The organism is Falsiroseomonas oleicola (assembly GCF_019029495.1).
Taxonomy (GTDB): Bacteria; Pseudomonadota; Alphaproteobacteria; order Acetobacterales; family Acetobacteraceae; genus Falsiroseomonas; species Falsiroseomonas oleicola.
This window is the reverse complement of sequence record NZ_JAERQM010000004.1, coordinates 442,111-468,502: the sequence shown is the minus strand read 5'-3', so window position 1 is coordinate 468,502 and position 26,392 is coordinate 442,111. Positions and strand designations below refer to the sequence as shown.

Genomic DNA, 26,392 nt, shown 5'->3' with positions numbered 1-26,392 from the left:
GGTTCAGTCGGTGGCGAAGGCCACCAGCTCCGCCGCCAGCCGCTCCGGATCGCTGACGATCAGCCCGTGCGGCGCGCCCCGAAATGCCAGCAGGCGGGCGCCGGGCACCAGCGCCGCGGTGGCCGCGCCGGTCAGCTCGATCGGGCAGGTCGCATCGGCATCGCCCTGGACGACCAGCACCGGCAGGTCCAGCGCGCGGAGCTCGGCGCGAAAATCCGTCTCCGTCAGGCTGCGATGGAATGCCAGCAGCCCCGGCAGGCTGGCCTGGCGGGCCAGCGCGCAGATCCAGCCCAGCATGGCATCCGAGGCTCTGGGGCCGCCAAAGGCCCGCGCATTGCGTTCAAGCCATGCCGGAAAATCCTGCCGCAGCTCCTCCCGCAACGCATCCAGCGCCGCCGCCGGAATACCGTCCGGGTTGTCCGGGCGCTGCACCAGCAGCGGCGTGGTCGGGCCGATCAGCGCCAGCCGGGCGATGCGGTTGCGGCCGTGGCGGGTCAGGTAGCGCACCGCCTCCCCGGCCGCGCCGGACATCGCCACCAGCGTGACCCCGCGTAGATCGAGCGCCGCCAGCACATCGGCGAGGTCATCGGCCAGCGTGTCGTAGTCCCAGCCGCGGCCGGGGTCGTCGGATCGCCCATGGCCCCGCCGGTCATAGGCCACGGCGCGCAGCCCGGCGGCGGCCATGGCGTGCATCTGCTGGAACCAGCTATCGCTCGGCAGCGACCAGCTTGCCAGGAAGACCACGGCCGCGCCCTGGCCGGCCTCGCGGTGGAAAAGCCCGACGCCGTCGCGGGTGCGGATCATGCCGGCACCTGTCGCGCCGGCAGCGCCAGCACCTGCAGTGCGGTGAAGCCCGCGGCCATGGCCGCCTGGGCCATGACGCAAGCTTGGCCGAGGTGGCTCGGCACGAAGCCAAAGGCGCCACCGGCAAGCAGCAGACTGTCCAGCACCCACAGCGCGTTCACCGCGATGATGGCCAGCACCGCACCACGCGAGGGCTGTGTGCTGCGGCCGACCAGCGCGACGAATCCGGCCCAGGGCAGCAGGAAAAAGCCGGCCCCGCGCAGCAACGCCTCCGGCAGGCCGAGCGGGGCGGCCAGCACGCCGGCAACGCCCGCCAGCAACAGGCCGGAGGCGGCGCAGGCGGCGGCATCGCCGAGCAGCGCCCATTTCAGCATCGTCATCGGGGATCTCCTTCGGGTTCCGAGGACCCCACCCAACACCCGCCGGCCGCCGCCGCGCGATAACCTCACAGGTCATGGGAAGCCGGCCGCGGAGCGGCGTAGGATCGCCGGCATGTCCAGCTCCCATCCCCCCATCGGCACCCTGCTGCGCGCATGGCGCCAGCGCCGGCGCCGCAGCCAGCTCGACCTCGCGCTCGATGCCGAAATCTCGACTCGGCATCTCAGCTACGTCGAATCCGGCCGCGCCCGGCCGAGCCGGGAGATGGTGCTGCGCCTCGCCGGCCAGCTCGACGTGCCGCTGCGCGCCCGCAACACCCTGCTGCTCGCCGCAGGCTACGCGCCCGCCTATCGGGAGGATGTGGCGATGGCGGGCGTGCGGGAGGCGGTGCAGCTGATCCTGGACGCGCAGGCGCCGAACCCGGCGCTGGCGGTGGACCGGCATTGGCATCTGGTCGCGGCCAATGCGGTGCTGCCGAAACTGCTCACCGGCATTGCCGAGCCCGCGCTGCTCGCGCCGCCCGCGAATGTGCTGCGGCTCAGCCTGCACCCCGGCGGCCTGGCGCCCCGCATCGGCAACTTTTTCGAATGGCGCGCCCATGTGCTGGAACGGCTGCACCGGCAGGTGGAAGCGAGCGGTGATGCGGTGCTGGCCGATCTGCTGGCCGAACTGCGCGCCCTGCCCGCCCCGGCGCCGGCCGCGCCGACCACGCCGGGGCTGGCGCCCGGCGGCGTGGTGGTGCCGCTGGTGCTGGACAGCCCGGCCGGGCGGCTCACGCTGCTTTCCACCACCGCGGTCTTCGGCACGCCGGTGGAGGTGACGCTGTCGGAACTGGCGATCGAGGCCTTCTACCCGGCGGATGCCGGGACGGCCGAACGCCTGCGCCGGCTCGCCTGAGGCCCCTGGGTCAGCGCGCCAGGGCCTGCGCCGCCTCCATGGTCTTGCGCATGGCGGTGGAGACGCTGCCCACCGCCGCCTCCATCTCGGTGACGCTGCCCAGCACGGCGCTGACCGCGTCGGCGGCATTCTGCGCGCTGCCGGACATGCCCTGGGTGACGCTCGCCTGCTCCTGCACAGCCTCCGCCGCATGGGTCACCTGGTCACGCACCGTTGTGGCCTGTTCGCGGATGCTGATGACGGCCTGCGCCACGCTGGCGGAGCGGGATTGCAGGCTGTCGATTTCCTTGGTGATCTGCTCCGTCGCCTGGGCCGCCTGTACCGCCAGGTTCTTCACCTCGGAGGCGACGACGGAGAAGCCCTTTCCGGCCTCTCCGGCGCGTGCCGCCTCGATGGTGGCGTTCAGGGACAGCAGGTTGATCTGGCTGGCGATGCTGCGGATCAGCGCGACGATGCCGCTCATCGCCTGGGTGGCGCCGGCCAGGCCCTCCGTCTCCGTCGCCACGCGCGCGGCCTGCTGGAAGACGGCATCGGTGGCGGTCTGGGAGGCGACCATATTGCCGGAGATCACCCGGATGGATTCGGCGAGCTGTTCGGCATTCTGCGCGACGGAGGAGACATTGGCCGTCGCGGTGCCGACCGCCTGCCTGGCTGCCACCGACTCCGTATTGGACCGGCCGACCTCCCGGTCCACCTCGACGATATTGTCCCTGAGGTTGCCCAGCAGCTCAATCTGCGCGCTGATGTCGGTGGCGAACTTCACCACCTTCGTCACCCGGCCGTTGTGGTCGAGGATCGGATTGTAGGACCCATCGATCCAGATCGGCCGCCCGGTTTTCGAGATGCGCTTGTACTGCGCGGACATCGGCTTGCCGGAGCGCAGCGCCTCCCAGAAGGCGGCATAGTCGGCGGAGCGGGCGTAGCCGGGTTCGACGAATATCTGATGGTGCTTGCCCCGGATCTCCTCCAGCCCATAGCCCATGGTTGTCAGGAAGTTGTCGTTGGCGGTGACGATCGTGCCGTCCGTTCCGAACTCGATCACGGCCTGGGCACGGCCGATCGCGGCGATCTGCGCGGCGTAGTCCAGGTTCAGCAGCCGATGATGCGCATCCTCCCATTCCACCACGAAGCCGGCACGGCGGTCGCCCTGGCTGATCGGGGTGACCAGCAGGTCGAAGGCGCGCCGGCCGATGCGGATGGTGGCGGAATGCGGCTTGTCGAGCGCCGCCAGCATGCGGCGCTGGTGGTCCGGCGTCTTGTGGAAGACGTCGATATTGCTGCCCAGCAGGGTGGCCATGCTGAAGCGCGGCAATTCGCGCTTCAGCTCCGCCTCCGCCTCCGCCATCAGCGCGGTGACCGCCTGGTTCATGTAGATGATGTTCAGGTCGGGGTCCGCGATCATGATCTTGGCGCGCACGCATTCCAGCGCGGCCAGGCGCTCGATGCTGCGGTCGGGGCGCTGGGGTCGAAGGAACACGGCGAACTCCTGATCTGGGGGCTCAGGATTTTCGCTCACACTGATTTCATTTCGCTTAAATTCCCGACCTTCTGACTAGGCCATGGCGCGACGTCCCCGCCTCATACCGGCGGACCGGTCTCTTGACCGGTCCGAGCGCCCGAATGGGCGCCGCCGCAAGTGCGTCGCGCCAAAGGCGAGACTTTGGCGCGACGAAGCCAAGGAAACCGGGGGTTTCCGCCCGTCACGCCTCTGGCGTGCCTGCGGCACGATTGAGGGACCCTGGAGCGGTCACGCAAAAGGGCCGCTGATATCAACCCTCCAGCGCCGCCTGCACCCAGCGCGCCGTGCCCAGCAGGGCCGGGTCCTCCGCGATGCGCCCCACAAGTTGCACGCCCTGCGGCAGGCCGCCCGGCCCGGTGCCGGCCGGGATGGTGACGTTCGGCCCGTAGAGCAGGGTCCAGAGCAGGTTGAAGGTCGCCTCCCCGGTATGATGCAGCCCCGCCGGCGCCTCCCCGGGTGCGGACGGGGTCAGCACCGCGTCGAAGGCCGCCGTCCAGTCCAGGAAGGCCGCGCGGGCGGCCATGGCGGCGCGGCGCGCCTCGCCCAGCTTCGCCGGCGGGAAGCCGCCGGCCCAGTCCAGCCGGTCGAGCAGCACGGCGGAGATCTGCGGCCGCGCCTCGGCATATTCCCAGGCCAGCCCCTGGCGGGTCTCCATGTTCATCATGAAGGGGTGCAGCTCCGCCGCCAGCAGCAAGGCGGGCGGCAGCGGCGCTTCCACCACCTCGGCGCCGGCCTTGCGCGCGGCCTCCGCCACGCGATGCAGCAGCGCCACCGTCTCCGGCTTCGCGGCCTCCGGCGCCTGGCCCAGGCTGAGCAGCAGGCGCGGCGGGCGGTCGCGCTTCGCCTCGGGGTCCGGATAGTCGCGGCCGGTCATGGCGCCCATGGCCAGCGCGCAATCCGCCAGGCTGCGGGTCATGATGCCAATGGTATCAAGGCTTTCCGAACACACCTTCATCCCGCCCCTGTGGAAGGTTCCGTAGGTCGGCTTGAAGCCCACCACGCCGCAATAGGCCGCCGGCCGCACGATGCTGCCCGCCGTCTGCGTGCCGAAGGCCAGCGGCGCCATGAAATCCGCCACGGCGGCGGCGGAGCCGGAGGAGGAACCACCCGGCGTATGCGCCAAGTTGTGCGGATTGGCGGTGGCGCCGGGATGGCGGGTGGCGAATTCCGTGGTGACGGTCTTGCCCATCACCACGCCGCCCGCCGCCTTGGCCGCGGCGACCGCCGCCGAATCGCCGCGCGGCCGGTGCCCGGCCCAGATCGGGGAGCCATAGCCGGTCGGCGCCTCCGCCGTGTCCAGAACATCCTTCACCGCGAAGGGCAGGCCCTGAAGCGGGCCGGGCTTCGCGCGGGCTGCGGCGCGGCGGGCGGCGGCGGGGTCCAGATGGACGAAGGCGCGCACCACCGGCTCGCGTTCCGCGGCGCGGGCCAGGCAGGCCTCCATCAGGTCGGTGGCGGAAAGCCGGCCGGCGGCGATGGCGCGGGCGGCTTCGGTGGCGGTCAGGCGGTTGGGATCGGTCATGCCACCATCACGCCACGCCCTGCCCGGTTTGCGAAGCCGGTTTGCCCAGAAGACTGGAACATGCGGGATGGCAGGCCGGCGCCGGGATGCCACATTGCGGCGATGCCCACCTCTTCGATCCAGTTGGCCGAGACGCCCGATGGCGGCCTGACCTACGCCGTGCCGCTCGCCCCCGAGGCCCTGCCCGCCGTCACCCCGGATGCGCTGCTCGGCGCCTGGGATGCGGCGCGTGCCCATGCCCATGCCGGGCGCTGGGGCCCGACCCGCACCCTGCTGTTCCGCCGGCCGGATGGCAGCGCCACGGTGCTGTCCATCGCCGATCGCGATGCCCGGTCCTGGGCCGAGGCGGTGGACCGCCGCGCCGACCTCGGCACCCTGCCCGGCCTGGCGCTGTGCCTGCGGCTGCTGGCCCTGGTGGAGGTGATGACGCGCAGCGGCTGGATGGCCGGGCTGTTTGCGGTGACGGCGGAGGGGGTGGAGTTGCATCCCTCCCTGCTGCGCGCCGCCGCGGCCATGCCACTCGATGCCGGGGCGAGGTTCGACGCGGAGCAACTTCGCGGGCTATTGTCGCGCGGCCTGCCCGGCTCCCGCGTCCCGGCCTGACGCGCCGACCCCGAAAGTCCCGACCATGTCCCCGATCCGTCTGCCCGCCTGCACCGCCCTGCTGCTTTTGGGGGCCTGCACCCTGCCTTTGCCGCAGCCGATCAGCGCCCCGCCGCCGGTGCCGGCCGGCCAGCGCGACGCGGCCTATGAGGCCTGCCGGGCGGAGGCGACCCGGGTCGTGCAGTACCGCGAGCGTGGCCAGTTGATGCGCACGGATGAGACCGAATCGAGTCGCGGCGTTTCCGGCACCACCCCCTTCAGCCGGCTGGAGGCCGATCGCGGCGCCTCCCAGATCGACCGCGACCGGCTGATCGCCGAATGCCTGCGCGGGCCGGCCACGGCCCCTGTTCCTGGCCCGGCCCCCGCCCGGACCCGCTGAGCGGGCGTGGCCTCCTCCGGCGCGCTGGCGCGCGCCCTTTCCACCCGGGATTCGCGGCTGTTCTTCTCCGGCTCCATGGTCGCCTGGACCGGGCTGTGGATGCAGCGCATCGCCGTGTCCTGGCTCGCCTGGGAACTGACCGGCAGCGCCTTCTGGGTGGGCATGGTCGCCTTCTGCGACCTGGCGCCGGCGGTGTTCATCAGCCCGCTCGCCGGCGCGATGGCGGACCGGGTGGACCGGGTGAAGCTGGCGATGTGGACGCAGGTGGCGATCGCCCTGCAATCCGCGCTGGTCGCCGGCATCACCTTCAGCGGCCATATGACCATCACCATCCTGCTGGTGCTGGAGGTGATCGGCGGCGTCGCCGCCAGCTTCGCCCAGCCGGCGCGGCAGACGCTGATGCCCGGCATCGTGGCCCGCGCCGACCTGCCCGCCGCGGTGGCCGCCAACTCGCTCTGCTTCGCCACCGCCCGCTTCATCGGCCCGGCCATCGCCGGCCCGGTGATCGCCATATGGGGCGTGGTGCCGGCGATTGCCGGCAATGCGGTGGGCTATGTCTTCGCCTGCATCTCGATCTGGCTGCTGCGGGTCGACCCCAAGGAACGCCAGGGCCACCCCGCCTCGAAAAGCCTGTTCGGGGAGGTGGTGGAGGGGCTGCGCTATGCCGCGCGCCATCCGGGCCTCGGCCCGATCCTGCTCTATGCCGCGCTCGGCGCGCTGCTGCTGCGCGGGGTGCAGGAGATTCTGCCGCCCTTCGTGGAACGCCTGTTCGGGCGCGGCGCCGAGAGCCTGGCCATACTGACCGCCTGTTTCGGCGTGGGCGCGCTCTGCGCCGGGCTCTGGGTGGCCTCCCGCGGCCGGCTGGAAGGCACGACGCGGCTGGCGGTCTTCGCCGGGCTGGCGCAGGCCGTGGCCACGGTGGGCTTCGTCGCCACCAGCTTCTTCCCCTTCGGCATGCTCTGCGCCGCGCTGATCGGCGGCTTCGCCTCGATCCATGGGATCAGCGTGCAGACCCTGATCCAGAGCGCGACGGACACGACCTATCGCGGCCGCATGCTGAGCCTCTGGGGCCTCATCACCCGGGCCTTCCCGGCGCTGGGGGCGCTGTCCCTGGGCGCGGCCGGGGAGTTCTTCGGGCTGCAATGGCCGACCCTGGTGGCGGTGGCGCTGTTCCTGGGGGTCTTCGCCTGGGGCGTGACGCGGCTGAAGCGCATGGAAGCGGAACTCGAATCACCACCACCACCCCCTTTGGGAGACGACAGATGTTGAACGCCGCAATCGTGGGCATGGGGCGCTGGGGCCAGGTGCTGGTGAACAGCGTGCAGGGCCAAGGGCAGCCCAAGCAGGGCGCGCCGCTGCGCTTCGTCGCCGGCAGCACCCGCAGCCCGGACAAGGCGCGCGACTGGGCCGCGCAGCAGGGCATCCGCATCCTGCCGGACTTCGCCGCCGTGCTGGCCGACCCGGAGGTGCAGGCCGTGGTGCTGGCCACGCCGCATGCCCAGCATGCCGAGCAGGTGATCGCCGCGGCGCAGGCCGGCAAGCATGTCTTCGTGGAGAAGCCTTTCACCCTCGACCGCACCAGCGCCGCCGCTGCCGTGGCGGCCTGCGAGAAGGCCGGCGTGGTGATGGCGCTGGGCCATAACCGGCGCTTCCTGCCCTCCACCGCGCTGATGAAGGCGATGCTGGCGGATGGCTCGCTGGGCACGCTGCTGCATGTCGAGGGCCAGTTCAGCGGCCCCGGCGCGCGCGCCTACCAGCCCGGCATGTGGCGCGCGGACCGGGCGGAAAGCCCGCTCGGCGGCATGGGCGGCATGGGCATCCATATGATCGACATGATCATCCACCTGGCCGGCCGCTTCCGGCAGGTGACGGTGCACAGCCACGCCCAGGTCAGCCAGACCATCGACGACACCACGGCCATGCTGGGCCTGCTGGAGACCGGCGCCACGGTGAACTTCGCCACCCTGTCGCTGAGCCCCAGCTTCTGGCGTGTGGCCCTGTTCGGCACGGAGGGTATCCTGCAAATGCAGGGGCTTGAGACCCTTTCCTACACCCCGCGCGAAAGCGAGGGCTGGGTCAAGACCTTCCCCAAGACCGATATCGAGGCGGCCGAGCTCGCCGCCTTCGCCGCCGCCGTCGCCGGCGGCCCGGCCTATCCCCTGCCGGTGGCGGAGGCGATCCATGGCGTCGCGGTGTTCGAGGCGATGATCGGCGCCGCCGCCTCCGGCAGCAGCTACGCCGTGGTGGCGTAGCGGCGGGCTGCGGGGCTATCCTGCCGGCATGACGAGATCGCGCCGCACCCTGCTGACCTGCCTGCCCGCCGCCGGGGCGCTGACGCCCCTGGCGGCGCAGGCCTTCCGGCTGGAAGCCCCCTCGGCCGAGGCCATGGCCGATTACGGCGCCGGCTGCCCGGCGACCGACAGCCACGCCGCCTTGCAGGCGGAGGTGGAGAAGCTGCTGGAAGGGCGGCCGCTGCCACCGGCCCTGGCCCCGCAGCTCGCGCGCCTGGCGCGCTGCCCTTTCTGTGGCTGCGCCGTGACGGGCGCGGCCGACCATGGCGAGGGCCGGCCTCAGCCGGAGGGCTGATCCCGCCAGTAGCGCACCGTGGCACGGTCTTCGAGTTCCTTCGCCAATCGGCGCGCAAGGGACCGGCCCTGCGTTTCAAACGCCGCCTCGGCGGCCGATGTGGCGAAGCCCGACCTTGCGGGGTCGTCAGCGTCCAGCGTGGCATCATAGCGGGCGGCCCAGGCGGCCAAGTCGGCGGCCAGCGCCGCGCTCACCGCCAGCGTCGCCGGGTCGATATTCCCGGCTTCCCCGGCATCCCACCACAATGGCCAGCAATGATAGTCGGCCATGACCCTTATCCGCATGGCACCTCACCTTGCCGCCCGTGCCGACCAAGCTTAGGAAAAGCGCGCCAACCCCCACGAGGAGAACCGCTCATGTCCAAGATCACCCGCCAGGGCAGCAACCCGATCCTGTCCTCCTCGGTGGAGTACCACAACTTCGTCTACCTGGCCGGCATGACCGCCGATGACCTGTCCCAGGACATCACCGGCCAGACCCAGCAGGTGCTGGAGAAGATCACCGCCGCGCTGGAAGCCAATGGCACGGACAATACCCGCCTGCTCCAGGCCCAGATCTGGCTGAAGGACATCCGCGACCGCGACGCCATGAACAAGGTGTGGGTCAACTGGCTGGGCGATGCCGGCCGCCCGGTGCGCGCCTGCGTCGAGGCGAACATGGCCGATCCGCGCCACCTGGTGGAGATCATGGTCACCGCCTGCCGCTGAGTTCGCTTCCGGATGCGCGCCGGCCGCCGTCAAGGTGGCCGGCGCGTTTTCATATCGGCCTGATGCCCTTCCCATTCGGCAACAACATGACAGCCATGTGACTCGCTTCTGGCCTGTCGGGATTCCCTGTTTCGAGTGTTGCATTTTGGACGCAACACTGTGGCTTCGTGTTTCAGCGTGTTTCGCTCTAGGAAGATGGTCTGTTCCTGTGGCCCCGCGCCCACCCGCCCCGAACGAATCACCGCGTATTTCGCCGCGTTTCATCACAGCGGGTTGCCCCGGGGAACCGCCGCCGGCTACCGCAACCTCCAGGCGAGCCATAACGGGTCGCTGTTGTGGCGAAGCAGGGGATAGTCGATGCGGGCAAAAAGCACGCTTGCAGCACTCTTAATCCTGTTGGGCAGCACTGCCTTCGTCCCATCAGCCGATGCCGCGGAGCGCAACGCGCGCACGGCCCAGGCCCGTGCCACGGCGCAGCCGGCCCAACGTCCCGCGGCGAACCGGCCCACCGCCAGCCGGCCCACCACCAGCCGCCAGAACGCTGCCCGCGCCAATGTCACGCGACAGACGAGCGCCGTGCAGCGCCGCCAGGCAAGCCGCAGCGTCTCCGTCGCCGTGCCCAGCACAGCCGCATCGCGCAGCGCACCCATCGCCCAGCAGGTCTCCACTTTCGGCGTGATGCGCCAGGCCCATGGGGCGGGCGCCGGCACGCCGATCCTGCCCGTCTCCCGTACCTCCGGCCTGTCCTGCGTACCCTTCGCGCGGATGGCGACGGGCATGGAGATTTCGGGCGATGCCCGCCATTGGTGGAACAACGCAGGCGGTCGATATGCCCGCGGCCAGGCGCCGGAGCGTGGCGCCGTGCTCGCCTTCACCGCCTCCGGCGGCATGTCCCGCGGCCATGTCGCCGTGGTCAGCCGGGTCGCCGGCCCCCGCACCATCCATATCGACCATTCCAATTGGGGTGGTCCCGGCATCCGCCGTGGCACGGTGATGCGTGGCGTGGTGGTCATGGACGTCTCCGACCGCAATGACTGGACCGCCGTGCGCGTCCAGGTCGGCCATGACAGCAGCAGCTTCGGCCGCACCTATCCGACCCATGGTTTCATCTACAACCGCCCCGCCGGCACCCGCATGATGACCGCCGAGGCGCCGCGCTACATCGAAGTGGCCGACGCCGCCTCCCCCCATGCCGCACAGCATCAGCGGCTGGCGGAGCAGCTTCTGGCCCGCTGATACCGCGCAACTTCCGGCGCGCCGGCGCGTCAGGCCCCCATCGATTTGGGAGGCTTCGATGCATGAACGTGGCACGGATGGCGCGGAGCGCCTGATGCTGCCGGACAGCGCCGCCCAGGGCGGCCAGATCCCGAATAATCCCCGGCTTCCCGTGCTGCTGCATCGTGGCGCCACCCCGCCGGACGATCCGGCGGCGGCGGAGGCGCTGTTCGCCCGCCATGGCTGGCCGCCCGCCTGGCGCAACGGCATCTACGACTTCGACCACTACCACCCGAACGCCCATGAGGCGCTGGCCATTGCCCGTGGCAGCGTGCGCGTCAGGCTGGGGGCGGAGGCCGGGGTGACGCTGGATCTTACGGCCGGCGACGTGGTGGTGCTGCCCGCCGGCACGGCGCATCGCAATCTCGGCCAGTCGGACGACCTGCTGGTGGTCGGCGCCTACCCGCCCGGCGACCCACCCGAGCAGTTCACCACCCGCCCCGGGGAGCGTGAGCGCGCCCTGCACGCCATTCCCGCCACGCCCGACCCGCCCTGCGACCCCGTGACAGGGCAGCCTTACCGGTAGCTACCGGTCCTGCTGGAAGACATGCGCCATGAACCACTGCTCGGGATGGGCGCGCACCACCCCCTCCACCACCCAGTCCAGCGCCGCGATATCCTGGAGCACCGCCGCGCGGCCGCGCCCCGGCGGGCCGATCTCGACCGGCGGCAGGAAGGTCAGGCTGAAGCGCGCCGAATCGCCCAGCCGCAGCGCATAGGCCGGCACCAGCGCCGCCCCGGTGGCGGCGGCCAGCCGCACGGCGCGCATGATATTGCCATCCATCCGCAGCGGCCGGCCGAGGGAGGGCGCATGAACCCGCCCCTCCCAGAACTCGTCCACGTAATACAGCAGCGCGGCCTCGCGGGCTTCCAGGATGCGATGTGCCTCGAATACCGCGCCGAGCGTCGGCGCCACCGCCACGGCGGCACCGCTGCCGGCGGAGGTCCGGCTGCGGTTGCGGGCGCGGTCGGCGATGCGCATGCGGAAGCGGTTGGGCAGGCGCTGGTAGATGGCGTGGAAGGGAATGCCGAGCATGGCCAGCCCGGCATGCACCACCTCCCAGTTGCCGACATGCAGCCCGGCGACGATCAGCGGCCGGCCGGCATGCCAGGGGCCGAGCACATGTTCCGCCCCCTCCACCGCGATGCGCCCCTCCGCCCGGAAGCGCGACAAGGCGGCGAATTCGCCGAAGCAGCGGCCGACATGCGACCAATGGGCCGTAAGCAGCCTCTCGATCTCCTCCGCCGATGCCTCCGGTCGCAATTCCCGCAGCAAGGCGCGCACCCGGTCGGAGCCGACCTGCCGCTTGCGCCCGCCGCGCAGGCCGAGCCTGGCGCCGACGGCGGAAGCGCCCTCCGTCGGCAGCAGCCGCATGGCCTGGTGCGGCAGCCAATCCGCCAGCCCCTGCATCGGGTCGCGCAGCCAGTAGCGCGCCAGCGCCTGGCGCTCCGCCCAGCGCCAGGGCGGGGCCTTGTAGAGAAGATCAACCAAGCGGGGCGATCCGCATCGGCAGGGTCTCGCCGGGGCGCAGCGTCAGCCGCGCCACGGGCATCACCTGCGTGCCCGGCTCCAGCGTCAGACCGAAGTTGCCGGCCAGGGCGGCGAGGCAGATGGTCGCCTCGGCGAGGCCCAGATGCATGCCTGTGCAGATGCGCGGGCCGGTGCTGAAGGGGATATAGGCGTGGCGTGGCGGCTTCGGCGCGCCGGGCATGAAGCGGTCTGGGATGAAGGCATCCGGCTGGTCCCAGAGGCCCGGCTTGCGATGCAGCAGCCAGGGGCTGACCAAAATGATGGTGCCCTTGCGCACCGGCCGGTCACCGATCCGGTCCGGCCCCAGCGCCTCCCGCGACAGCAGCGGCACGGGGGGATACAGCCGCAACGTCTCCTCCACCACCGCGCGGGTGAAGGGCAGCTTCGGCAAGTCGGCGAGAGTCGCCACCCGGTCGCCAAGAGCACCCCGGACCTCCTCGACCAGCCGGGTGGCACTGCCGGAATCCTGGGACAGCATGAACAGCGCCCAGGCGAGGGTATTCGCCGTGGTCTCGTGGCCGGCCATGAACAGCACGATCGCCTCGTTGCGGAAGGCGCGGCGGTCCATCGGGCGGTCGGTGCCGGGGACCTTGGCCTCCGACATCGCGCGGATCAGGGAGGCCTCGCCCTCGCCCGGCCGGTCCAGGATATCGGCGATCAGCCCATCCACCACCTGGTGGATGCGCCGCGCCGATTCCCGCACGGCGGCGCTGCGGTAGCGCGGGAACCAGTCGGGCAGGCCGAGCAGCGACAGGATATCGGTCTGGCCGATGCAGGCCTGGTAGGCGGCGAAGGCGGCCACCACCTCCTTCGCCGCATCCCGCCCCAGGGCACGGCCGAAGATGGTACGGCAGATGATCTCGGCGGTCAGGTGCCCCATCTCCGCCAGCACATCCACCGGCCGGTCGGGCGAAAAGCCGCGCCAGGCATCGCGGCGCTCCATGGCGGCCTCGGTGATGGCGGGCGCCAGCTCGGCCAGGCGGGAGACATGGGTGACGGGCGCCACCACGCGCCGACGCTCCCGCCACAGCGGCCCGTCGCTGACGAACAACCCGTCGCCGAGCAATGGGATCAGCGCATGGCGATGCTGCGGGCTTTTCCGCTGGAAGTTCTCATGACGCTCGACGAAGACGTAATGCACCGAGTCGGGGCTGTTGCAGACCACCACGTCGCGGGTCAGCAGGCGGCTGCCATAGACGTCGCGTTCGAAGGAGGATTGGGCCCAGATTGCCAGCCAGTTCTCCCGCGCCAGCTTCAGCATCTGGCGCAGCGGCAGGCCCTTTTCCGGGCGCGGCGGAAAGGGCGGCACATAGGGCGCCGTGGTCGGCGGGGCAGCCGTATCGGTCAGCATGCCCGAGCCTAACACGGCCTTCGCGGGCTACGCAGCCTCTGCCGTCAGCACGACGCGGCCCGTCACCTTGCCCTCACGCAACCGTTGCAGGGCGCTGTCGGCATTGCGCAGCGGCTCCCGCGTGATGGGGATGCCCGGCAGCCCGCCGCCCTGGGCGATCTTCACCAGCTCCCGCAGCTCCTTCGGATTGCCGACATAGCTGCCGCGCACCGTCAGCGCCCGCATCGCCATCACCGGCAGCGGCACGGTCAGCTCGCCGCCGAAGAGCCCCACCTGGATCAGCGTGCCGCCCTTGGTCAGCGCGTCGAAGCACATGCGCGCGGTCTGGCTGCCATTGACCAGATCGATGATCGCCTCCACCGGCCCGCCGCAGAGCGCGATCAGACGCTGGACGGTATCCTCCCCGCCGGGCTGGAAGGTGTCGGAGGCCCCGGCCTGCCGCGCCGCTTCCAGCTTTTCCGCGCTGAGATCGACCGAGACGATGCGCTGGTGCCCCATCGCCTTCAGCACCGCGATCGCCTGCAGGCCGAGACCGCCGGCGCCGACCAGCACGATCGGCACGTCGGGCGGCATCGGCATCACCTTGTTGATGGCCGAGAAGACGGTGATGCCGGAACAGGCATAGGTCGCGGCCAGCGCCGGGTCGATGTCGCCCGGATCGACAAGGTGGCGCGGCTCCGGCACCAGGATGTGGGTGGCGTAGCCGCCATTCTGGAAGATGCCGAGCGCCTTGCCCTGGAGGCACATATTGTCCTCCTCCGCCTGGCACTTTGCGCAGGTGCCGCAGCCGACCCAGGGGAAGACGATGCGGAGCTGGCCGACTTCGAGCCCCTGCCCCTCCGCCTCGGGTCCCCACTTCACCACGCGGCCCACCGTCTCATGCCCCATGGCCAGCGGCAGCTTCACGCCGCGATCGGACAGCCTCATCTTGCCGCGGCTGCCGAGGTCCCATTCGCCTTCCCAGACATGGATGTCGGAATGGCAGACGCCGGCATGGGTGACTTCCAGAAGCACCTGGCGGCCCACGGGCTCCGGAGTCGGCAGCTCGATCTCCTGAAGCGGCTTGCTCGCTTCGACAACGGCCCAGGCTTTCATCTTGACGTCCCTCCGCATTGCGGTCCCAGGCGACCATTGCGGCGGCGCGGGGTCAAGCCGCTGCCAGGCGCTGTCAGCCCGGGATGGAGGGATCGGTCATGCGCCGGTGCTCCTCCAGCGCGAAGCGGTCGGTCATGCCGGCCAGGTAGTCGCAGACCGCCTGGGCGGCGGCGGGGCTGCCCGCCTCCCCGGCCCGGGCCTGCCACCAGGGCGGCAACTGCCGCGGCTCCCCATGCAGCAGGGAGAACAGCAGTTGCAGCGCCCGCTTGCACTTCTGCGTGGTGCGATTGACCCGCCAGTGGCGGTACATGCGCTGGAACAGGAAGGCGCGCAGCTCGTTATTCGCCTCCATCATGCTGTCGGAGAAGGCGACCACTGGCCGGTCATGGGCGCGGATATCGGTGGCGCTGGCCGGCGCCAGGGCGGCAATGCGGCGGCGCGTCTCCGCCACCGTGTCGTTCACCATGGCATTGATGACACGCCGCACCACCTCCCCGGTCGCACGGTCGCGGGGCATGTCGGGGTTGGCGCGGATGGCCTCGGCATGGGCCTCCCGCACCAGAGGCAGTTCCACCGCCTCCTCCAGCGTGAACAGGCCGGCGCGGATGCCGTCATCCAGGTCGTGGTTGTTGTAGGCGATGTCATCCGCCAGCGCCGCCACCTGCGCCTCGGCCCCGGCATGGGTGGTCAGGTCCAGCGGTTGCAGGCGGTCGTATTCGATGATGAAGGGGCTGGGGCGGCGCAGCGGGCCATTGTGCTTGGCCAGGCCCTCCAGCGTCTCCCAGGTCAGGTTCAGCCCGTCGAAGCCGGCATAGCGGGTTTCCAGCCGGGTGACGGCCTTCAGCGACTGCGCATTGTGGTCGAAGCCGCCATAGGGCTTCATCATCGCATCCAGCGCATCCTCCCCGCCATGGCCGAAGGGCGGGTGGCCGAGGTCATGCGCCAGCGCCAACGCCTCCGCCAGATCCTCCTCCAACGCCAGTTCGCGGGCGATGGAGCGGGCGATCTGCGCCACTTCAAGGCTGTGCGTCAGTCGCGTCCGGAAATGGTCGCCCTCGTGGTAGACAAAAACCTGGGTCTTGTATTGCAGGCGCCGGAAGGCGGTGGCGTGGATGATCCGGTCGCGGTCGCGCTGGAAGGGCGAACGCGCGCCCCCGCCCGGCTCGGCATGCAGCCGGCCGCGGGAGGTTTCGGCCCGGACCGCCCAGGGGGCCAGCCCGTCCGCATGCCGCTTGATATCCATGCCCTTCGGCCTAGCACCGCCCCGCCCCCGCCGGAAAGGCCCGGCCGGTTGTCGCGCCTGGAACCCCGGGCGTTTCCACCCTATCTTCATGGCAAGGAGCATCCGCCCACCATGGACACTGCCATCATTCCCTTCCGCGTCACCCCGCGCGCCGCCGCCCAGGTGGCGGAGATCGCCGCACGCCAGGGCAAGCCCGGGGCAGGGTTGCGCCTCGCGGTCGATGCCGGGGGCTGTTCCGGCTTCCAGTACCGCTTCGACCTGGAGGACGCCCCGGCCGAGGACGATCTGGTGGTGGCCGAAGGCCCGGGCCGGGTCTTCGTCGATCCGGTGAGCATGGAACTGCTGGCCGGCGCGGAGCTGGACTGGACCGAGGCGCTGATCGGCGCGCATTTCGCGGTGAAGAACCCCCAGGCGGTCAGTGCCTGCGGCTGCGGCACCAGCTTCTCGGTCGGGTAGCCGAAGTCGGGTAGTCAAAGAGGGGCGGCGCAGGCAGTCTGCGCGCCATGATCCGCCTCGCCAGCTTCAACGTGAACTCCGTCCGCAAGCGGGCGCCGCATATCCTGCGCTTCCTCGCCCGGCAGCAGCCCGACCTGCTGTTCCTGCAGGAGCTGAAATGCCGGACGGAGGAGTTTCCCGGCGTGGAGCTCGCCGCCTCCGGCTACCAATTCCGGGCCGTGGGCCAGCCGGGCGGCCGCAATGGGGTGGCGGTGCTGGCGCGCATTCCCTTCGAGGTGGTGTCCGAAGCCCTGCCGGGCGACGACGCCGACAGCCAGGCCCGCTTCATCGAGGTGAAGGCCGCCGGCATACATGCTGCCGGCATCTACCTGCCGAATGGCAATTCCGGCGGCGATGAAGGCTACCTCTACAAGCTGACCTGGATGGAGCGGCTGCGACGGCTGGCGCAGGCGCGGCTGGATGCCTTCACCCCGCTCGCCATCCTGGGCGACTTCAACGTCTGCCCGGCGGCGCAGGATTTGGCGCCTGGGACCCTGCCGCCGACCGATGCGCTGGTGCGGCCGGAGACGCGGGCGGCCTGGAGGGCGCTGGAACATCTCGGCCTGACCGATGCGCTGCGCGCCCTGCATCCGCTGCCGGAGCGGATCTACACCTATTGGGACTACGGCTCCGCCTTCGAGCGCAATGCCGGGCTGCGCATCGACCATGCGCTGCTGAGCGCGGAGCTGGCGGAACGGCTGGAAGCCTGCACGGTGGATGTGGACCCAAGGGCGGAGGAACAGCCCTCGGACCACACACCCGTGCTCATCGACCTGGCGGATTGAGGCTCAGCGGTGGCCGCGACCATGGTCGCGGCCCCGGCCCCGATCATGCCCCCGGTCATAGCCACGACCGCCGCCATGGCTGTAGTGGCGCGGCGGGCCATAGTGGCGGGGCGGCGCGTAATGGCGCGGCGGTGGCGCGTAGTAGCGGGGCGCCGGGGCGTAATACGGGCGGTAGACCGGGCGCGGCGCGTAGTAGCGCGGGGCCGGCGCGTAATAGGGCTGTGCATAGCCGTAGCCATAGCCGTAGCCGTAGCCGCCAACGGGCGTGACATCGGCAGCGACCACGCAGCCCGGCGCGAAGAGCAGCACCGGCAGCAGCAGGAAGAAGGCGCGGAGGCGGCGCATGGGCGGGGACTCCCCTGCGGCGGGCTGGTTTCTCGGATGCCCTGCCGCTTGATGGGCAGTTAACCCCGCCGTCATGTCCCGGTTCAGGCGCGATCGCGGCGGCGCCAAGGCCTTTTGCGGCGGAGCCGCCTTAATCCAGGGACGAATCAGCCCCCCAGCGCCCGTTTCGCGACCTCCGCCAGGAAGCCGCTGGCGGTCGGCAGCACCGCGTCGTTGAAGTCGTAATGCGGGTTGTGCAACTCCCGCCCACCCTCCGCCGGGCCATTTCCGATCCAGACGAAGGCGCCGGGTACCTCCTTGAGAAACCAGGAGAAATCCTCCCCGGTCATGGCCGGGGGCACGTCGCGCCGGGTGGGTGCCACGGCGGTGGCGGCGGCGGCGGCCAGCTCGCGCTCGGCGGGGCTGTTGGCCGTCACCTCCACCCCCTGGCGCCAGCCCACCTCGGCGGTCACGGCGCAGGTGGCGGCGATACCCTTTGCCACACGATGCAGGCCTTCCCGAATCGCCTCCCCGGCCGAATCGGCCAGCCAGCGGGCGGTGCCCTTCAGCACGACGCGGGCGGGGATCTGGTTCTGCGCCTCGCCCCCCTGCACCATGGTGACGGAGACCACGCCGCCGGCCAGCGGGTCCAGATTGCGGCCGACGATGCTCTGCAAGGCCACGATGCAATGCCCGGCGGCGACCATCGGGTCGCGCGACAGATGCGGCAGGGCGGCATGGGCGGCATGGCCGTCGAAGGTGATGTCGAAGCGGGCGCCGGCCGCCATCACGGCCTTGTCATGCACGGCGATGGTGCCAACCGGCAGTCCGGGCCAATTATGCCAACCGAAGATGCGGTCCATCGGGAAGCGCTGGAACAGCCCCTCCGCGATCATGCTGCGGGCACCGCCGCCGCCTTCCTCCGCGGGTTGGAACACCAGATGCACCGTGCCGGACCAGCCCTGATCCGCCAGCAGCAACTTCGCCGCCCCCAGCAGCGCGGTGGTGTGGCCGTCATGGCCACAGGCATGCATCACGCCGGGGACGGTGCTGCGATAGGGCAGGTCCTCGTTCACCTCCTGGATCGGCAGCGCGTCCATATCGCCGCGCAGGCCGACGCTGCGATTGCCGCCGGCGCGCCGCAGGGTCGCCACCACGCCATGGCCGCCGAAATCGGTGGTGATCTCCGTCACCCCGATCTCCCGCAGCTTCTCCGCCACGAAGGCGGCCGTCGCGCTTTCCTGCAAGGTGAGGCCCGGATGGGCGTGGAGGTGGCGGCGCCAGCCTGTCAGCGTCTCGGCGAATGCGGTGTCCATCCTGTAAGGATAGCGGTTTCGCGGCTTCGTCTCCATCCCCGCGATGCAACCCTTTCCCCGGCCGCACGCTTTGTTCCTTAAGCGAGAAGTGAAAAAACCCCTGCGACTCATCCTCCTCATCCCCGCCCTGCTGCTGGCCGCGACCCCCGTTCTGGCCCAGCCGGCCGCCGAACCACCGGCGCCAGCCGCCGAGGCGGCACCGGCCGACCTCCCCTATGCCACCACCCTGATGCCCAGCGGTGTCGAGGCGCTGGACGAGCCACTGCGCCAGGCCTCCCGCCTGATCCGCCTGTCCGACGAGGCGCCGGTCGATTCCTTTGGCCTGGTCGCCCGCGCGCTGGGGGAGCCGCCCTTGCTGGATGCCGTGCTGCGGGCGGAAGGCTATTGGGCCGCCGTCATCACCGTGCGCGTCGCTGGCGAGCCAGCCGATGCCGCGGGCCTGGCGCAACGCCTGGCCAATGCCCCGCCGGGCGCGCCGGTGCCGGTGGAAGTCCGCATCGCCCCAGGCCCGCGCTACAGCATCCGCCGCGTCGCCCTGCGGCCGGATGCGCAGGCGGCCGCGCCGGCCATTGCCGCGCTCGGCGCACCCCCGGGTATCGCCCCCGGCGATCCGGCCCGCAGCGGCCCGGTGCTGGATGCCGAGACGGCGCTGATCGACCGCCTGCGCGTCGCCGGCTACCCGCTGGCCGCCGTGGTGGACCGGGAGGTGCTGGTGAACCACGAGGAACAGGCGATGGACGTCACCTGGATCCTCGCCCCCGGCCCGCAGACCCGCTTCGCCCCGCCAGAGATCGCCGGCGACACCGCCGTCAGCCGCCGCCTTCTGGCCCGCATCGCCAACCGCCTGTCCGGCGAGCCCTATGCCCCCGCGACGCAGGAGGCGACTCGACGCCAGCTCCTGGCCCTCGGCGCCTTCGATTCGGTGCGGGCGCGGGCGGCGGCGCGGCTGGATGCGGAGGGCCGCCTGCCGGTGACCTTCACCTTCACCGACCGGCCGCGCAATGCGGCGGGCGCGACGCTGGCCTATGAGACCAATTTCGGCCCCTCCGCCTCGGTCTACTACGAACGCCGCAACGTCTTCGGCAATGCGGAGCGGCTGCGGCTGGAGGCCTCGGCGTCGCGCCTCGGCGGCGACGCCGAGGACAACAACTACCGGATCGGCGCCAATCTGCGGCGGCCCGGCCTGTTCGACGGCCGCACCAGCCTGGTGCTGGATGCCGCGGTGCTGCGGGAAAGGCTGGACGCCTATGACCGCGACGCCATCACCACCTCCGCCCTGCTGGAACGCCCCTTCGGCGCCCGCTGGGTGCTTCAGGCCGGTCCGACCTTCGAGACCGGCAAGATCGGCCGCGATGGCGACATGCAGGCCTTCACCCTGGCGGGCTTCGTCATGGGCGCCCGCTACGACAATACCGACGACCCGCTGGACCCGCGCCGCGGCTACCGGCTGAGCGCCACCGTCACGCCCTATATGGATGTGGCGGAGGGGGGCGGCTTCGCCCGGGCGATCGGCAGCGCGCGCGGCTATTTCAGCCTGGTGGAAGGTGGCGGCACGGTGCTGGCGCTGCGCGGCACGCTGGGCAGTCTGGTCGGCGCCGACCGCGCGGTGCCGCTCGACAAGCGCTTCTATGCGGGCGGCGGCGGGTCGGTGCGCGGCTATGCCTATCAGGCGATCGGGCCACAGGATTCCCAGAACCGGCCGAATGGCGGGGCCAGCCTGGTGGAGGGCTCGGTCGAGATTCGCCAGCGCATTTCCGGCGCGCTCGGCATGGTCGCCTTCCTCGATGGCGGCTCCGTCGGGCAGGCGGAGACGCCGAGCTTCGAGGAGGTGCGCTTCGGCGCCGGGCTTGGCGTGCGCTACGGGACGGCCATTGGGCCGTTGCGACTGGATGTGGCCGTGCCGCTGAACAAGCAGCAGGGCGATGATGGATATGGACTTTATGTCGGACTTGGCCAGGCCTTCTGAGACGGCGCCCGCCCGGCCGCGCCGCCGCCGCTGGGTGGCCGTGCTGCTGGGGGTGGTGCTGACCCTGCTGTTGCTGCCGCCGCTGCTGGTCGGCGGCGCGCTGCTCTATGCCAATACCGAGGGCGGGCGGGCGCGCCTCGCCGGGCTGGCGGAATCCTTTGTCCCAGGCCTGACGCTGGAAGGCCTGTCCGGCCCCCTGCCCGGCCGCCTCGGCATCGCCCGGCTGACCATGGCGGATGACCAGGGCGTCTGGCTGGAGCTGGAGGGCGCCCGGCTGGACTGGGACCCGCGCGCGCTGCTGCGGCGGGAGGCGCATGTGAACCTGCTGGCCGCCGAGCGCCTGGCGCTGCACCGCCTGCCCGCCTCCGCGCCCGAGGCCGAGCCGTCCGAGCCCGGCCCGCTGCTTCCCGAACTGCCCAGCCTGCCCCTGGCGGTCCGGCTGGACCGGCTGGAACTGGCCCGGATCGACCTCGGCGAGGCCGTGGCCGGCATGGCGGCAAGGCTGCGGGCGGAGGGCATGGCGGTGCTGGATGCCTCCGGCCTCACCGCCGGTCTGGATGTGAACGCACCGGAGGGCGCCACCAGCCTGGCCCTGCACGCCGCGCTGCGGCCGGAGACCGGGCGGCTTTCCGCCGAGATCCACCTGCGCGACGCGGTGGATGGGCTGCTCCCGCGGCTGATCGGCCAGCCGGGGCGGCCGATCGAGTTGGACCTGACCCTAGACGGTCCCGCCGAGAACGCCGCGCTCACCCTGCGCGCCGCGCTCGGCCCGGGGCTGGCGCTGGACGTCGCCGGCACCATCCGCGCCCCGGATATGGACCGGCTGGGCGCGGAGCTGCGCGGCACCGCCGATGCCTCCGGCCTGCTGGAGGGACCGCTGGCCGCGCTGGCCGGGCCGCTGGACCTGGCCCTGGACGCCGGCCGCATGCCGGATGGCGCCATCGACCTGCGCGGCCTGACCGTCTCCGGCACCGCCGGGCGCGTTGCCGCCCAGGGCCGCATCGCCAGCGATTTCGCCACCGCCGCGCTGCGGGTGCAGGCCGCGCTCGCCGGTTCCGACAGCTTCGCGGCGCTGCTGCCTCCGGGCGTCGCGGCTTGGGAGGGTCTGGACCTCGACGCCAGCATCGACGGCCCGCTGGCGGCGCCCGTGGTGGATGCGCGACTGGCCGCGCGCGGCTTCTCCTCCCCGCAGCATCCGGTGATGGCCCTGCTGGGCGCCACGCCTCGGGTGACGCTGCGCGCCACGGCGCCCGACCAGATCGCGCAATTCACCCTCGCGGGTGCGGCGATCCGGGCCGAGGCCAGCGGCCGCGTGGCGGAGGTGCTGGACCTGCGCTTCGCCGCCGACCTCGCCTCGGTGGAGGGCGCGGCGCCGGGTCTGCTCGGCGCGCTGCGCCTGACCGGCACCGCGACCGGCCCCATGGCCGATCCCAGCCTGACGGTGCAGGCCGCCTCCGACCGGCTGGAGATGGCCGGACAGGTGCTGGAGGCGCTGGCGCTGGAGGCACGCATCGCCAATCCGGCGACCGCCCTGGCCGTGAACGCCCAGGCCAGCGGCCGCTTCCAGGGGCAGCCCTTGGCGCTGGACCTGCGCGGCGCGCCGCAACCCGATGGCAGCCTGCGCCTGGATGCCGCCACGGCCCGCTTCGGCCCGGCGGAGCTGGTGGCCGATGGCGTGCTGGACACCGCCACCACCATCTTCACCGGCAATGCCCGGCTGAACGTGCCCGACCTCGCCCCGCTTTCCGCCGTCGCCGGCACGCCGCTGGCCGGCAGCCTGCGGGCGGAGGCGGTGCTGGCCGGGGAGAATGGCCAGCAGCGCGCCAATCTGCGGCTGAACGCACCGCGCCTGACCGCCTCCGGCACCGCCCTGCGCGACATCGTGGCGCAGGTGGAGGGCACGCTGGCCGAACTCGCCTTCCAGCTTTCGGGCCAGGTGGCGGAGGCGCGGATCGAGGCGCGCGGGCGGCTGGCGCAGCAGGCGGAGGGCGTGCGGCGCCTGGACCTCGCCACGCTGAACGCGGCCTCCAATGGCGAGAGCCTCCGCCTGACCGCCCCCGCCCGCATCCTGCTGCGGCCCGATGGCGGCATCGAGGTGGCGGCGCTGGCGCTGACCAGCGGGCGCGGCGGCAATCTGAGCGTGGCGGGCAGTTGGTCCACGGCGCGGGCCGACCTGCGCGCGAATCTGGTGATCCCCGACCTCGCCGTGCTGGCCGCGCTGCTGCCGGATGTGACGCCGAGCGGCCGGGTGCAGGCGGAAGCCCGCATCACCGGCCCCGGCACCGCGCCGGAGATCGCCGCCACACTGCGCGCCACCGGTGTGCGGTCCAACGCCGCCTGGGCGCGCGGCCTGCCGGCGGTGGAGATCCAGGCGGAGGGTCGGCGCGGTGGCGATGGCGCCATTTCTGGGCGCGCTACCGCCAATGCCGGCAATGCCACCCGCCTGACCGCCACCGCCAACCTGCCGCGCGGGCCGGAGGGGCCGCTGGAGGGTTCGCTGGACGGCACAGCCGATCTTGGCGCCCTGACCGCGCCGCTGCTGGCGGCCGGCGCGGATCGGGTGGCGGGGCGGATGACCCTCGCCTTGCGGGTCGGCGGCACCACCGCCGCGCCGGTCCTGGGCGGGCAGGCACAGCTTGCCGGCGGGTCCTATCGCAACGCAGTTCAGGGCATCGCCCTGACCCAGCTCGCCGGCACCATCGCGGCGGAGGGGCCGCAGCTTCGCCTCGAACTGAACGGCCGCGCCGGCGAGGGCCGGGTCGCCCTGACCGGCACTGTGGCACCCTTGGCGGAGGGCATGCCGGTGGACCTCGCCTTGCGCGCGACGGGGGCGCAGCCTGTCTCGTCCGACCTGATCCGGGCGACATTGGATGCGGAACTGGCGCTGACCGGGATGCTCTCCAGCGGCGCGCGGCTCTCCGGCCCGCTGCGGCTGCGGCGGGCCGACATCCGCGTGCCGGAGGATCTGCCGGCCAGCGTCCGCAGCCTCGGCCCGGTGACGGAGGTCGGCCGGGTGCCCGGCCGCGCCACCCCGCCGCCGCGCGCCCCTGCGAATGCGGCGGCGCCCGCCGGTGGCGGCGGCGGGCTGCCCATCGCGCTCGACCTGCAGTTCATCGCGCCGCGCGGCGTTTTCGTGCGCGGCCGCGGGCTGGATGCGGAGCTGGGCGGGACGCTGGCGATCCGCGGCACGCTGGACGCGCCCGACATCTCCGGCAATCTGTCGCTGGTGCGGGGCGAGTTCCAGATCCTGGCGCGGCGCCTGACCTTCAGCCGGGGGCGGCTGGATTTCTCCGGCGGGCTGATCCCCGACCTGGATTTCGAGGCGATCAGCCAGACCGGCGGCACCACCGTGCGCGCCAATGTCAGCGGCCCGCCCAGCAATCCGACCATCACCTTCTCCTCCACGCCGGAGCTGCCGCAGGATGAGGTGCTGGCGCGGCTGCTGTTCGACCGGCCGGTCAGCGAGCTGTCGCCCTTCGAGATCGCCCAGATCGCCCAGGCCATCGCCGGCGCCACCGGATTTGCCGGTGGCGGCGCCTCCGGCGTTCTGGACCGCGTGCGCCAGACACTCGGCCTCGACCGGCTGGCGGTGGGTGGCGGCGGGGAGACGGCGGCGCGGCGCACGGCCGCGGAGGAACGCGCGGGGCCGACGCTGGAAGCCGGGCGCTATGTCGCCGATGGCGTCTTCGTCGGCGTGCGGCAGGGGACGGAAAGCGGGTCCTCCCGGGTCGGCGTGCGGGTGGATTTGACGCCGCGCATCAAGCTGGAGGCCGAGACGGGCGACCGGGAAGCGGGGGAGCGGGTGGGCGTGACGGCGGAGTGGCAGTGGGGGCGGTAACTCAGCCGATCCCCGGAACCCTGCGCAACAGCGCCGCATCCAGCGCCGCCCGGCGTTCCCAAAGCGCGCGATACCAGTCCAGCCGCGGCGCAACCTGCCGCGCCAGCATCCGGTCCGCCGCGACCCAGGCGCGGGCGGCATTCGCCATGTTGAGCGCGCGGCCCGGTTCGGCCAGCAGGGCGCGCAATTCACGACCGAGGCTTTCGGGGTCCGGCACGATCAACCCGGTTTCGCCATGGCGCAGGCTCCCGGCATAGACCACCGGGCTCGCCAGGCAGCACAGGCGATGGCCGCCGGCCTCCACCGCCTTCAGGTCGGATTTCATGCGGTTGAAGCGGGTGTCGGCCAGCGGCAGGAAGGCCAGTTCGCAGCGGCCCATCACCATTCGGTAGCCGGCGTAATCCGCGGTGGGGGTGAAGCGTTTGTGGGGCGTGGCCAGCGCCTCGAAACTCGGACGATCGTGCAGCACCTCCACGGCCAGGCGACCGCCCGCCTCGGCCAGGACCTGGTTCAGCACCGGCAGGAAGGGGGCGATGTCGGCCTGGCGGTTCAGCGCGCCGAAGAACAGGGTCAGGCGCGACGGGTCGCGGAAATTCACGGGCTCGGGCAGCTCGGCCAGGGCGTTGGGAAACACCGCGATCTCGTCGTTGAAGGGCGCCAGCAGGTCGCGCAGCGGCGCCGTGGAGGTCTGCACCGCATGCACGCCGCGAAAGGCCAGATGGTTGCTGGCGGCGATCGAGGGCCAATGCGCGGGATCGTCGTCGAACTCCTGCACCAGCAGGGCGCCGGTGGCGCGCAGCCCGCGCAGGTAATCCACGCTGTCCGGCCGGTCGAGCAGTCGGCGCTGCAGGACCAGAATGCGCGGCACATCCACCTTCGGCATCTCGGCCTGCGGCCCGGCCAGCGTCGCGACGCCGGGGCGGCTCGCCAGTGCGGCGAAGGGCTGCAGCACACGCACATCGTTCACGCCGCCGACCGGCCGCAGTGTCCGCGCCGCGACCAGCATCGGCGCGGGCGGCCTGCGGGTGGCGCGCCAGACATATTGCAGAGGCGCGGAGCGGCGCAGCCAATCGGCCTCCGTCACGCCCAGCGCCTGCAAGGCGGGGGCGAGGCGGCGGGCGAATTCCGTGGCGCGGTCATGGTCGAAGATGCGCGGCGAGACCTCCAGCGGCACCAGCCCGGCCTGTTCCAACGCCTGCTGCATCCCCTGCTTCGTGAACCAGCGCAGATGGGTGCGGTCGAACAGGCCCTGGTCTTCGTAGCACCAGCCGCCGGCCAGCAGGCGTGCGGCGAAGGACCAGTGTTCCAGGTTCGGCACGCAGGCCAGCAGCACGCCATCTTCCGCCAGCAGCGCCGCGTCGCGTCGCAGCACGGCCCAGGGGTCGCGCAGATGTTCCAGCACATCGCCGAGGATCAGCGCATCCAGGCTGCCGGGCGCGATGGGTGGCGCCGTCGCCTCGATGTCGATGCGGTGCACCGCGTCGTAATGCGCTTGCGCCTGGTCGGCGAGCGCCGGGTCGGCCTCCACCGCCAGCAGCTCCGTCGCCGGGTTGCGACGCCGGAAGGCCGCGCCGAGGCCGCCGGCGCCGCAGCCGACATCGAGGATGCGCCGCGCATCCAGCGGGATGCGCGCCAGCAGGTCCGGATTGGCGTCAGTGCCGTAGTTCCGCCGGGTCACGGCGCAGACGTCGGCAGGGCAAGTGCGCAAGGCATGAGCGACGTCCAGAGGCGCGAAAATGGCGCGCGGATGGGACACGTGATGCGGCGGAGAGGCAAGA

25 protein-coding genes are annotated in these 26,392 nt (G+C 71.9%); 13 read left to right on the top strand and 12 right to left on the bottom strand.

The window, feature by feature from the left end; all coding sequences use genetic code 11:
* Window positions 1–3: 3 nt before the first annotated feature.
* Together JJQ90_RS16130 and JJQ90_RS16125 are read right to left on the bottom strand one after the other, a co-directional pair.
* Complete coding sequence (locus JJQ90_RS16130) at window positions 4–804, bottom strand: alpha/beta fold hydrolase (RefSeq protein WP_216877113.1); 801 nt, start codon at window positions 802–804, stop codon at window positions 4–6.
* Entirely contained in the window at window positions 801–1,184 is a 384-nt protein-coding gene (locus JJQ90_RS16125; RefSeq protein ID WP_216877112.1) for a hypothetical protein, read from the bottom strand. Before JJQ90_RS16125 ends, JJQ90_RS16130 begins: the two co-directional genes overlap by 4 nt.
* A 112-nt stretch (window positions 1,185–1,296) precedes the next feature.
* Here JJQ90_RS16125 and JJQ90_RS16120 point away from each other — a divergent pair, with 112 nt between their 5' ends.
* Entirely contained in the window at window positions 1,297–2,079 is a 783-nt protein-coding gene (locus JJQ90_RS16120) for a helix-turn-helix domain-containing protein (protein ID WP_216877111.1), read from the top strand.
* Window positions 2,080–2,089: 10 nt separating this feature from the next.
* On the opposite strand, the gene JJQ90_RS16115 is transcribed toward JJQ90_RS16120, so the two are convergent.
* Together JJQ90_RS16115 and JJQ90_RS16110 are read right to left on the bottom strand one after the other, a co-directional pair.
* Window positions 2,090–3,556, bottom strand: a complete 1,467-nt coding sequence (locus JJQ90_RS16115) for a methyl-accepting chemotaxis protein (protein WP_329959454.1) — start codon at window positions 3,554–3,556, stop codon at window positions 2,090–2,092.
* A gap of 292 nt (window positions 3,557–3,848) precedes the next feature.
* Window positions 3,849–5,120, bottom strand: coding sequence for an amidase (locus tag JJQ90_RS16110; protein ID WP_216877110.1), 1,272 nt, complete (start codon window positions 5,118–5,120; stop codon window positions 3,849–3,851).
* A gap of 102 nt (window positions 5,121–5,222) precedes the next feature.
* Between JJQ90_RS16110 and JJQ90_RS16105 the strand changes: the two genes are divergently transcribed.
* The 5 genes from JJQ90_RS16105 to JJQ90_RS16085 are packed head-to-tail and all read left to right on the top strand — an operon-like array spanning window position 5,223 to window position 8,688.
* Window positions 5,223–5,723 (top strand): hypothetical protein, encoded by a 501-nt coding sequence (locus JJQ90_RS16105; RefSeq protein WP_230410713.1) that lies wholly within the window; start codon window positions 5,223–5,225, stop codon window positions 5,721–5,723.
* 25 nt (window positions 5,724–5,748) lie between these two features.
* Window positions 5,749–6,102, top strand: a complete 354-nt coding sequence (locus JJQ90_RS16100; RefSeq protein ID WP_216877109.1) for a hypothetical protein — start codon at window positions 5,749–5,751, stop codon at window positions 6,100–6,102.
* Window positions 6,103–6,108: 6 nt separating this feature from the next.
* The gene (locus JJQ90_RS16095) at window positions 6,109–7,371 is read left to right on the top strand and encodes an MFS transporter (RefSeq protein WP_329959453.1); all 1,263 of its coding nucleotides are present in this window, start codon (window positions 6,109–6,111) and stop codon (window positions 7,369–7,371) included.
* Window positions 7,365–8,354, top strand: a complete 990-nt coding sequence (locus JJQ90_RS16090; protein ID WP_216877108.1) for a Gfo/Idh/MocA family protein — start codon at window positions 7,365–7,367, stop codon at window positions 8,352–8,354. Before JJQ90_RS16095 ends, JJQ90_RS16090 begins: the two co-directional genes overlap by 7 nt.
* 28 nt (window positions 8,355–8,382) lie before the next feature.
* Window positions 8,383–8,688 carry a hypothetical protein gene (locus JJQ90_RS16085; RefSeq protein WP_216877107.1) on the top strand — a complete coding sequence of 102 codons (306 nt, stop codon included), beginning with the start codon at window positions 8,383–8,385 and terminating at the stop codon, window positions 8,686–8,688.
* Here JJQ90_RS16085 and JJQ90_RS16080 read toward each other — a convergent pair.
* Window positions 8,673–8,957: a hypothetical protein gene (locus JJQ90_RS16080; RefSeq protein WP_216877105.1), complete on the bottom strand. Its 285-nt coding sequence runs from the start codon at window positions 8,955–8,957 to the stop codon at window positions 8,673–8,675. The two genes, JJQ90_RS16085 and JJQ90_RS16080, sit on opposite strands and share 16 nt — an antisense overlap.
* A gap of 87 nt (window positions 8,958–9,044) precedes the next feature.
* On the opposite strand from JJQ90_RS16080, the gene JJQ90_RS16075 reads away from it, so the two are divergent.
* The 3 genes from JJQ90_RS16075 (at window position 9,045) to JJQ90_RS16065 (ending at window position 11,196) form a co-directional block, all read left to right on the top strand.
* The gene (locus JJQ90_RS16075; protein ID WP_216877103.1) at window positions 9,045–9,395 is read left to right on the top strand and encodes a RidA family protein; all 351 of its coding nucleotides are present in this window, start codon (window positions 9,045–9,047) and stop codon (window positions 9,393–9,395) included.
* 396 nt (window positions 9,396–9,791) lie between these two features.
* Window positions 9,792–10,631 (top strand): CHAP domain-containing protein, encoded by an 840-nt coding sequence (locus tag JJQ90_RS16070; RefSeq protein WP_230410712.1) that lies wholly within the window; start codon window positions 9,792–9,794, stop codon window positions 10,629–10,631.
* A gap of 58 nt (window positions 10,632–10,689) precedes the next feature.
* Window positions 10,690–11,196, top strand: coding sequence for a cupin domain-containing protein (locus JJQ90_RS16065; protein ID WP_216877099.1), 507 nt, complete (start codon window positions 10,690–10,692; stop codon window positions 11,194–11,196).
* Here JJQ90_RS16065 and JJQ90_RS16060 read toward each other — a convergent pair whose 3' ends face one another.
* The 4 genes from JJQ90_RS16060 to JJQ90_RS16045 all read right to left on the bottom strand — a co-directional run bounded on the left by JJQ90_RS16060 (window position 11,197) and on the right by JJQ90_RS16045 (window position 15,890).
* Window positions 11,197–12,162: a lysophospholipid acyltransferase family protein gene (locus JJQ90_RS16060; protein WP_216877097.1), complete on the bottom strand. Its 966-nt coding sequence runs from the start codon at window positions 12,160–12,162 to the stop codon at window positions 11,197–11,199. It lies immediately after the preceding gene.
* Window positions 12,155–13,552: a cytochrome P450 gene (locus JJQ90_RS16055; RefSeq protein ID WP_216877095.1), complete on the bottom strand. Its 1,398-nt coding sequence runs from the start codon at window positions 13,550–13,552 to the stop codon at window positions 12,155–12,157. Before JJQ90_RS16055 ends, JJQ90_RS16060 begins: the two co-directional genes overlap by 8 nt.
* A gap of 27 nt (window positions 13,553–13,579) precedes the next feature.
* Window positions 13,580–14,647 (bottom strand): alcohol dehydrogenase, encoded by a 1,068-nt coding sequence (locus JJQ90_RS16050; protein ID WP_216877093.1) that lies wholly within the window; start codon window positions 14,645–14,647, stop codon window positions 13,580–13,582.
* Between the two features lie 73 nt (window positions 14,648–14,720).
* Complete coding sequence (locus tag JJQ90_RS16045; RefSeq protein WP_216877091.1) at window positions 14,721–15,890, bottom strand: deoxyguanosinetriphosphate triphosphohydrolase; 1,170 nt, start codon at window positions 15,888–15,890, stop codon at window positions 14,721–14,723.
* 111 nt (window positions 15,891–16,001) lie between these two features.
* Between JJQ90_RS16045 and JJQ90_RS16040 the strand changes: the two genes are divergently transcribed.
* Window positions 16,002–16,346: a HesB/IscA family protein gene (locus JJQ90_RS16040; RefSeq protein WP_216877089.1), complete on the top strand. Its 345-nt coding sequence runs from the start codon at window positions 16,002–16,004 to the stop codon at window positions 16,344–16,346.
* A 50-nt stretch (window positions 16,347–16,396) separates the two neighbouring features.
* Complete coding sequence (xth, locus tag JJQ90_RS16035; protein WP_216877335.1) at window positions 16,397–17,170, top strand: exodeoxyribonuclease III; 774 nt, start codon at window positions 16,397–16,399, stop codon at window positions 17,168–17,170.
* Between the two features lie 3 nt (window positions 17,171–17,173).
* Here xth and JJQ90_RS16030 read toward each other — a convergent pair whose 3' ends face one another.
* Complete coding sequence (locus tag JJQ90_RS16030) at window positions 17,174–17,515, bottom strand: hypothetical protein (protein ID WP_216877087.1); 342 nt, start codon at window positions 17,513–17,515, stop codon at window positions 17,174–17,176.
* A 146-nt stretch (window positions 17,516–17,661) separates the two neighbouring features.
* A complete protein-coding gene (locus JJQ90_RS16025; protein ID WP_216877085.1) occupies window positions 17,662–18,810 on the bottom strand; it encodes an amidohydrolase in 1,149 nt (382 codons plus the stop codon).
* Window positions 18,811–18,898: 88 nt separating this feature from the next.
* On the opposite strand from JJQ90_RS16025, the gene JJQ90_RS16020 reads away from it, so the two are divergent.
* Together JJQ90_RS16020 and JJQ90_RS16015 are read left to right on the top strand one after the other, a co-directional pair.
* Entirely contained in the window at window positions 18,899–20,776 is a 1,878-nt protein-coding gene (locus JJQ90_RS16020; protein ID WP_216877073.1) for an autotransporter assembly complex protein TamA, read from the top strand.
* Entirely contained in the window at window positions 20,751–24,614 is a 3,864-nt protein-coding gene (locus JJQ90_RS16015) for a translocation/assembly module TamB domain-containing protein (RefSeq protein ID WP_216877071.1), read from the top strand. Before JJQ90_RS16020 ends, JJQ90_RS16015 begins: the two co-directional genes overlap by 26 nt.
* A gap of 1 nt (window position 24,615) precedes the next feature.
* Here the strand turns inward: JJQ90_RS16015 and JJQ90_RS16010 are convergent, their stop codons facing one another.
* Window positions 24,616–26,292 carry a methyltransferase domain-containing protein gene (locus JJQ90_RS16010; protein ID WP_329959452.1) on the bottom strand — a complete coding sequence of 559 codons (1,677 nt, stop codon included), beginning with the start codon at window positions 26,290–26,292 and terminating at the stop codon, window positions 24,616–24,618.
* Window positions 26,293–26,392 lie beyond the last annotated feature (100 nt).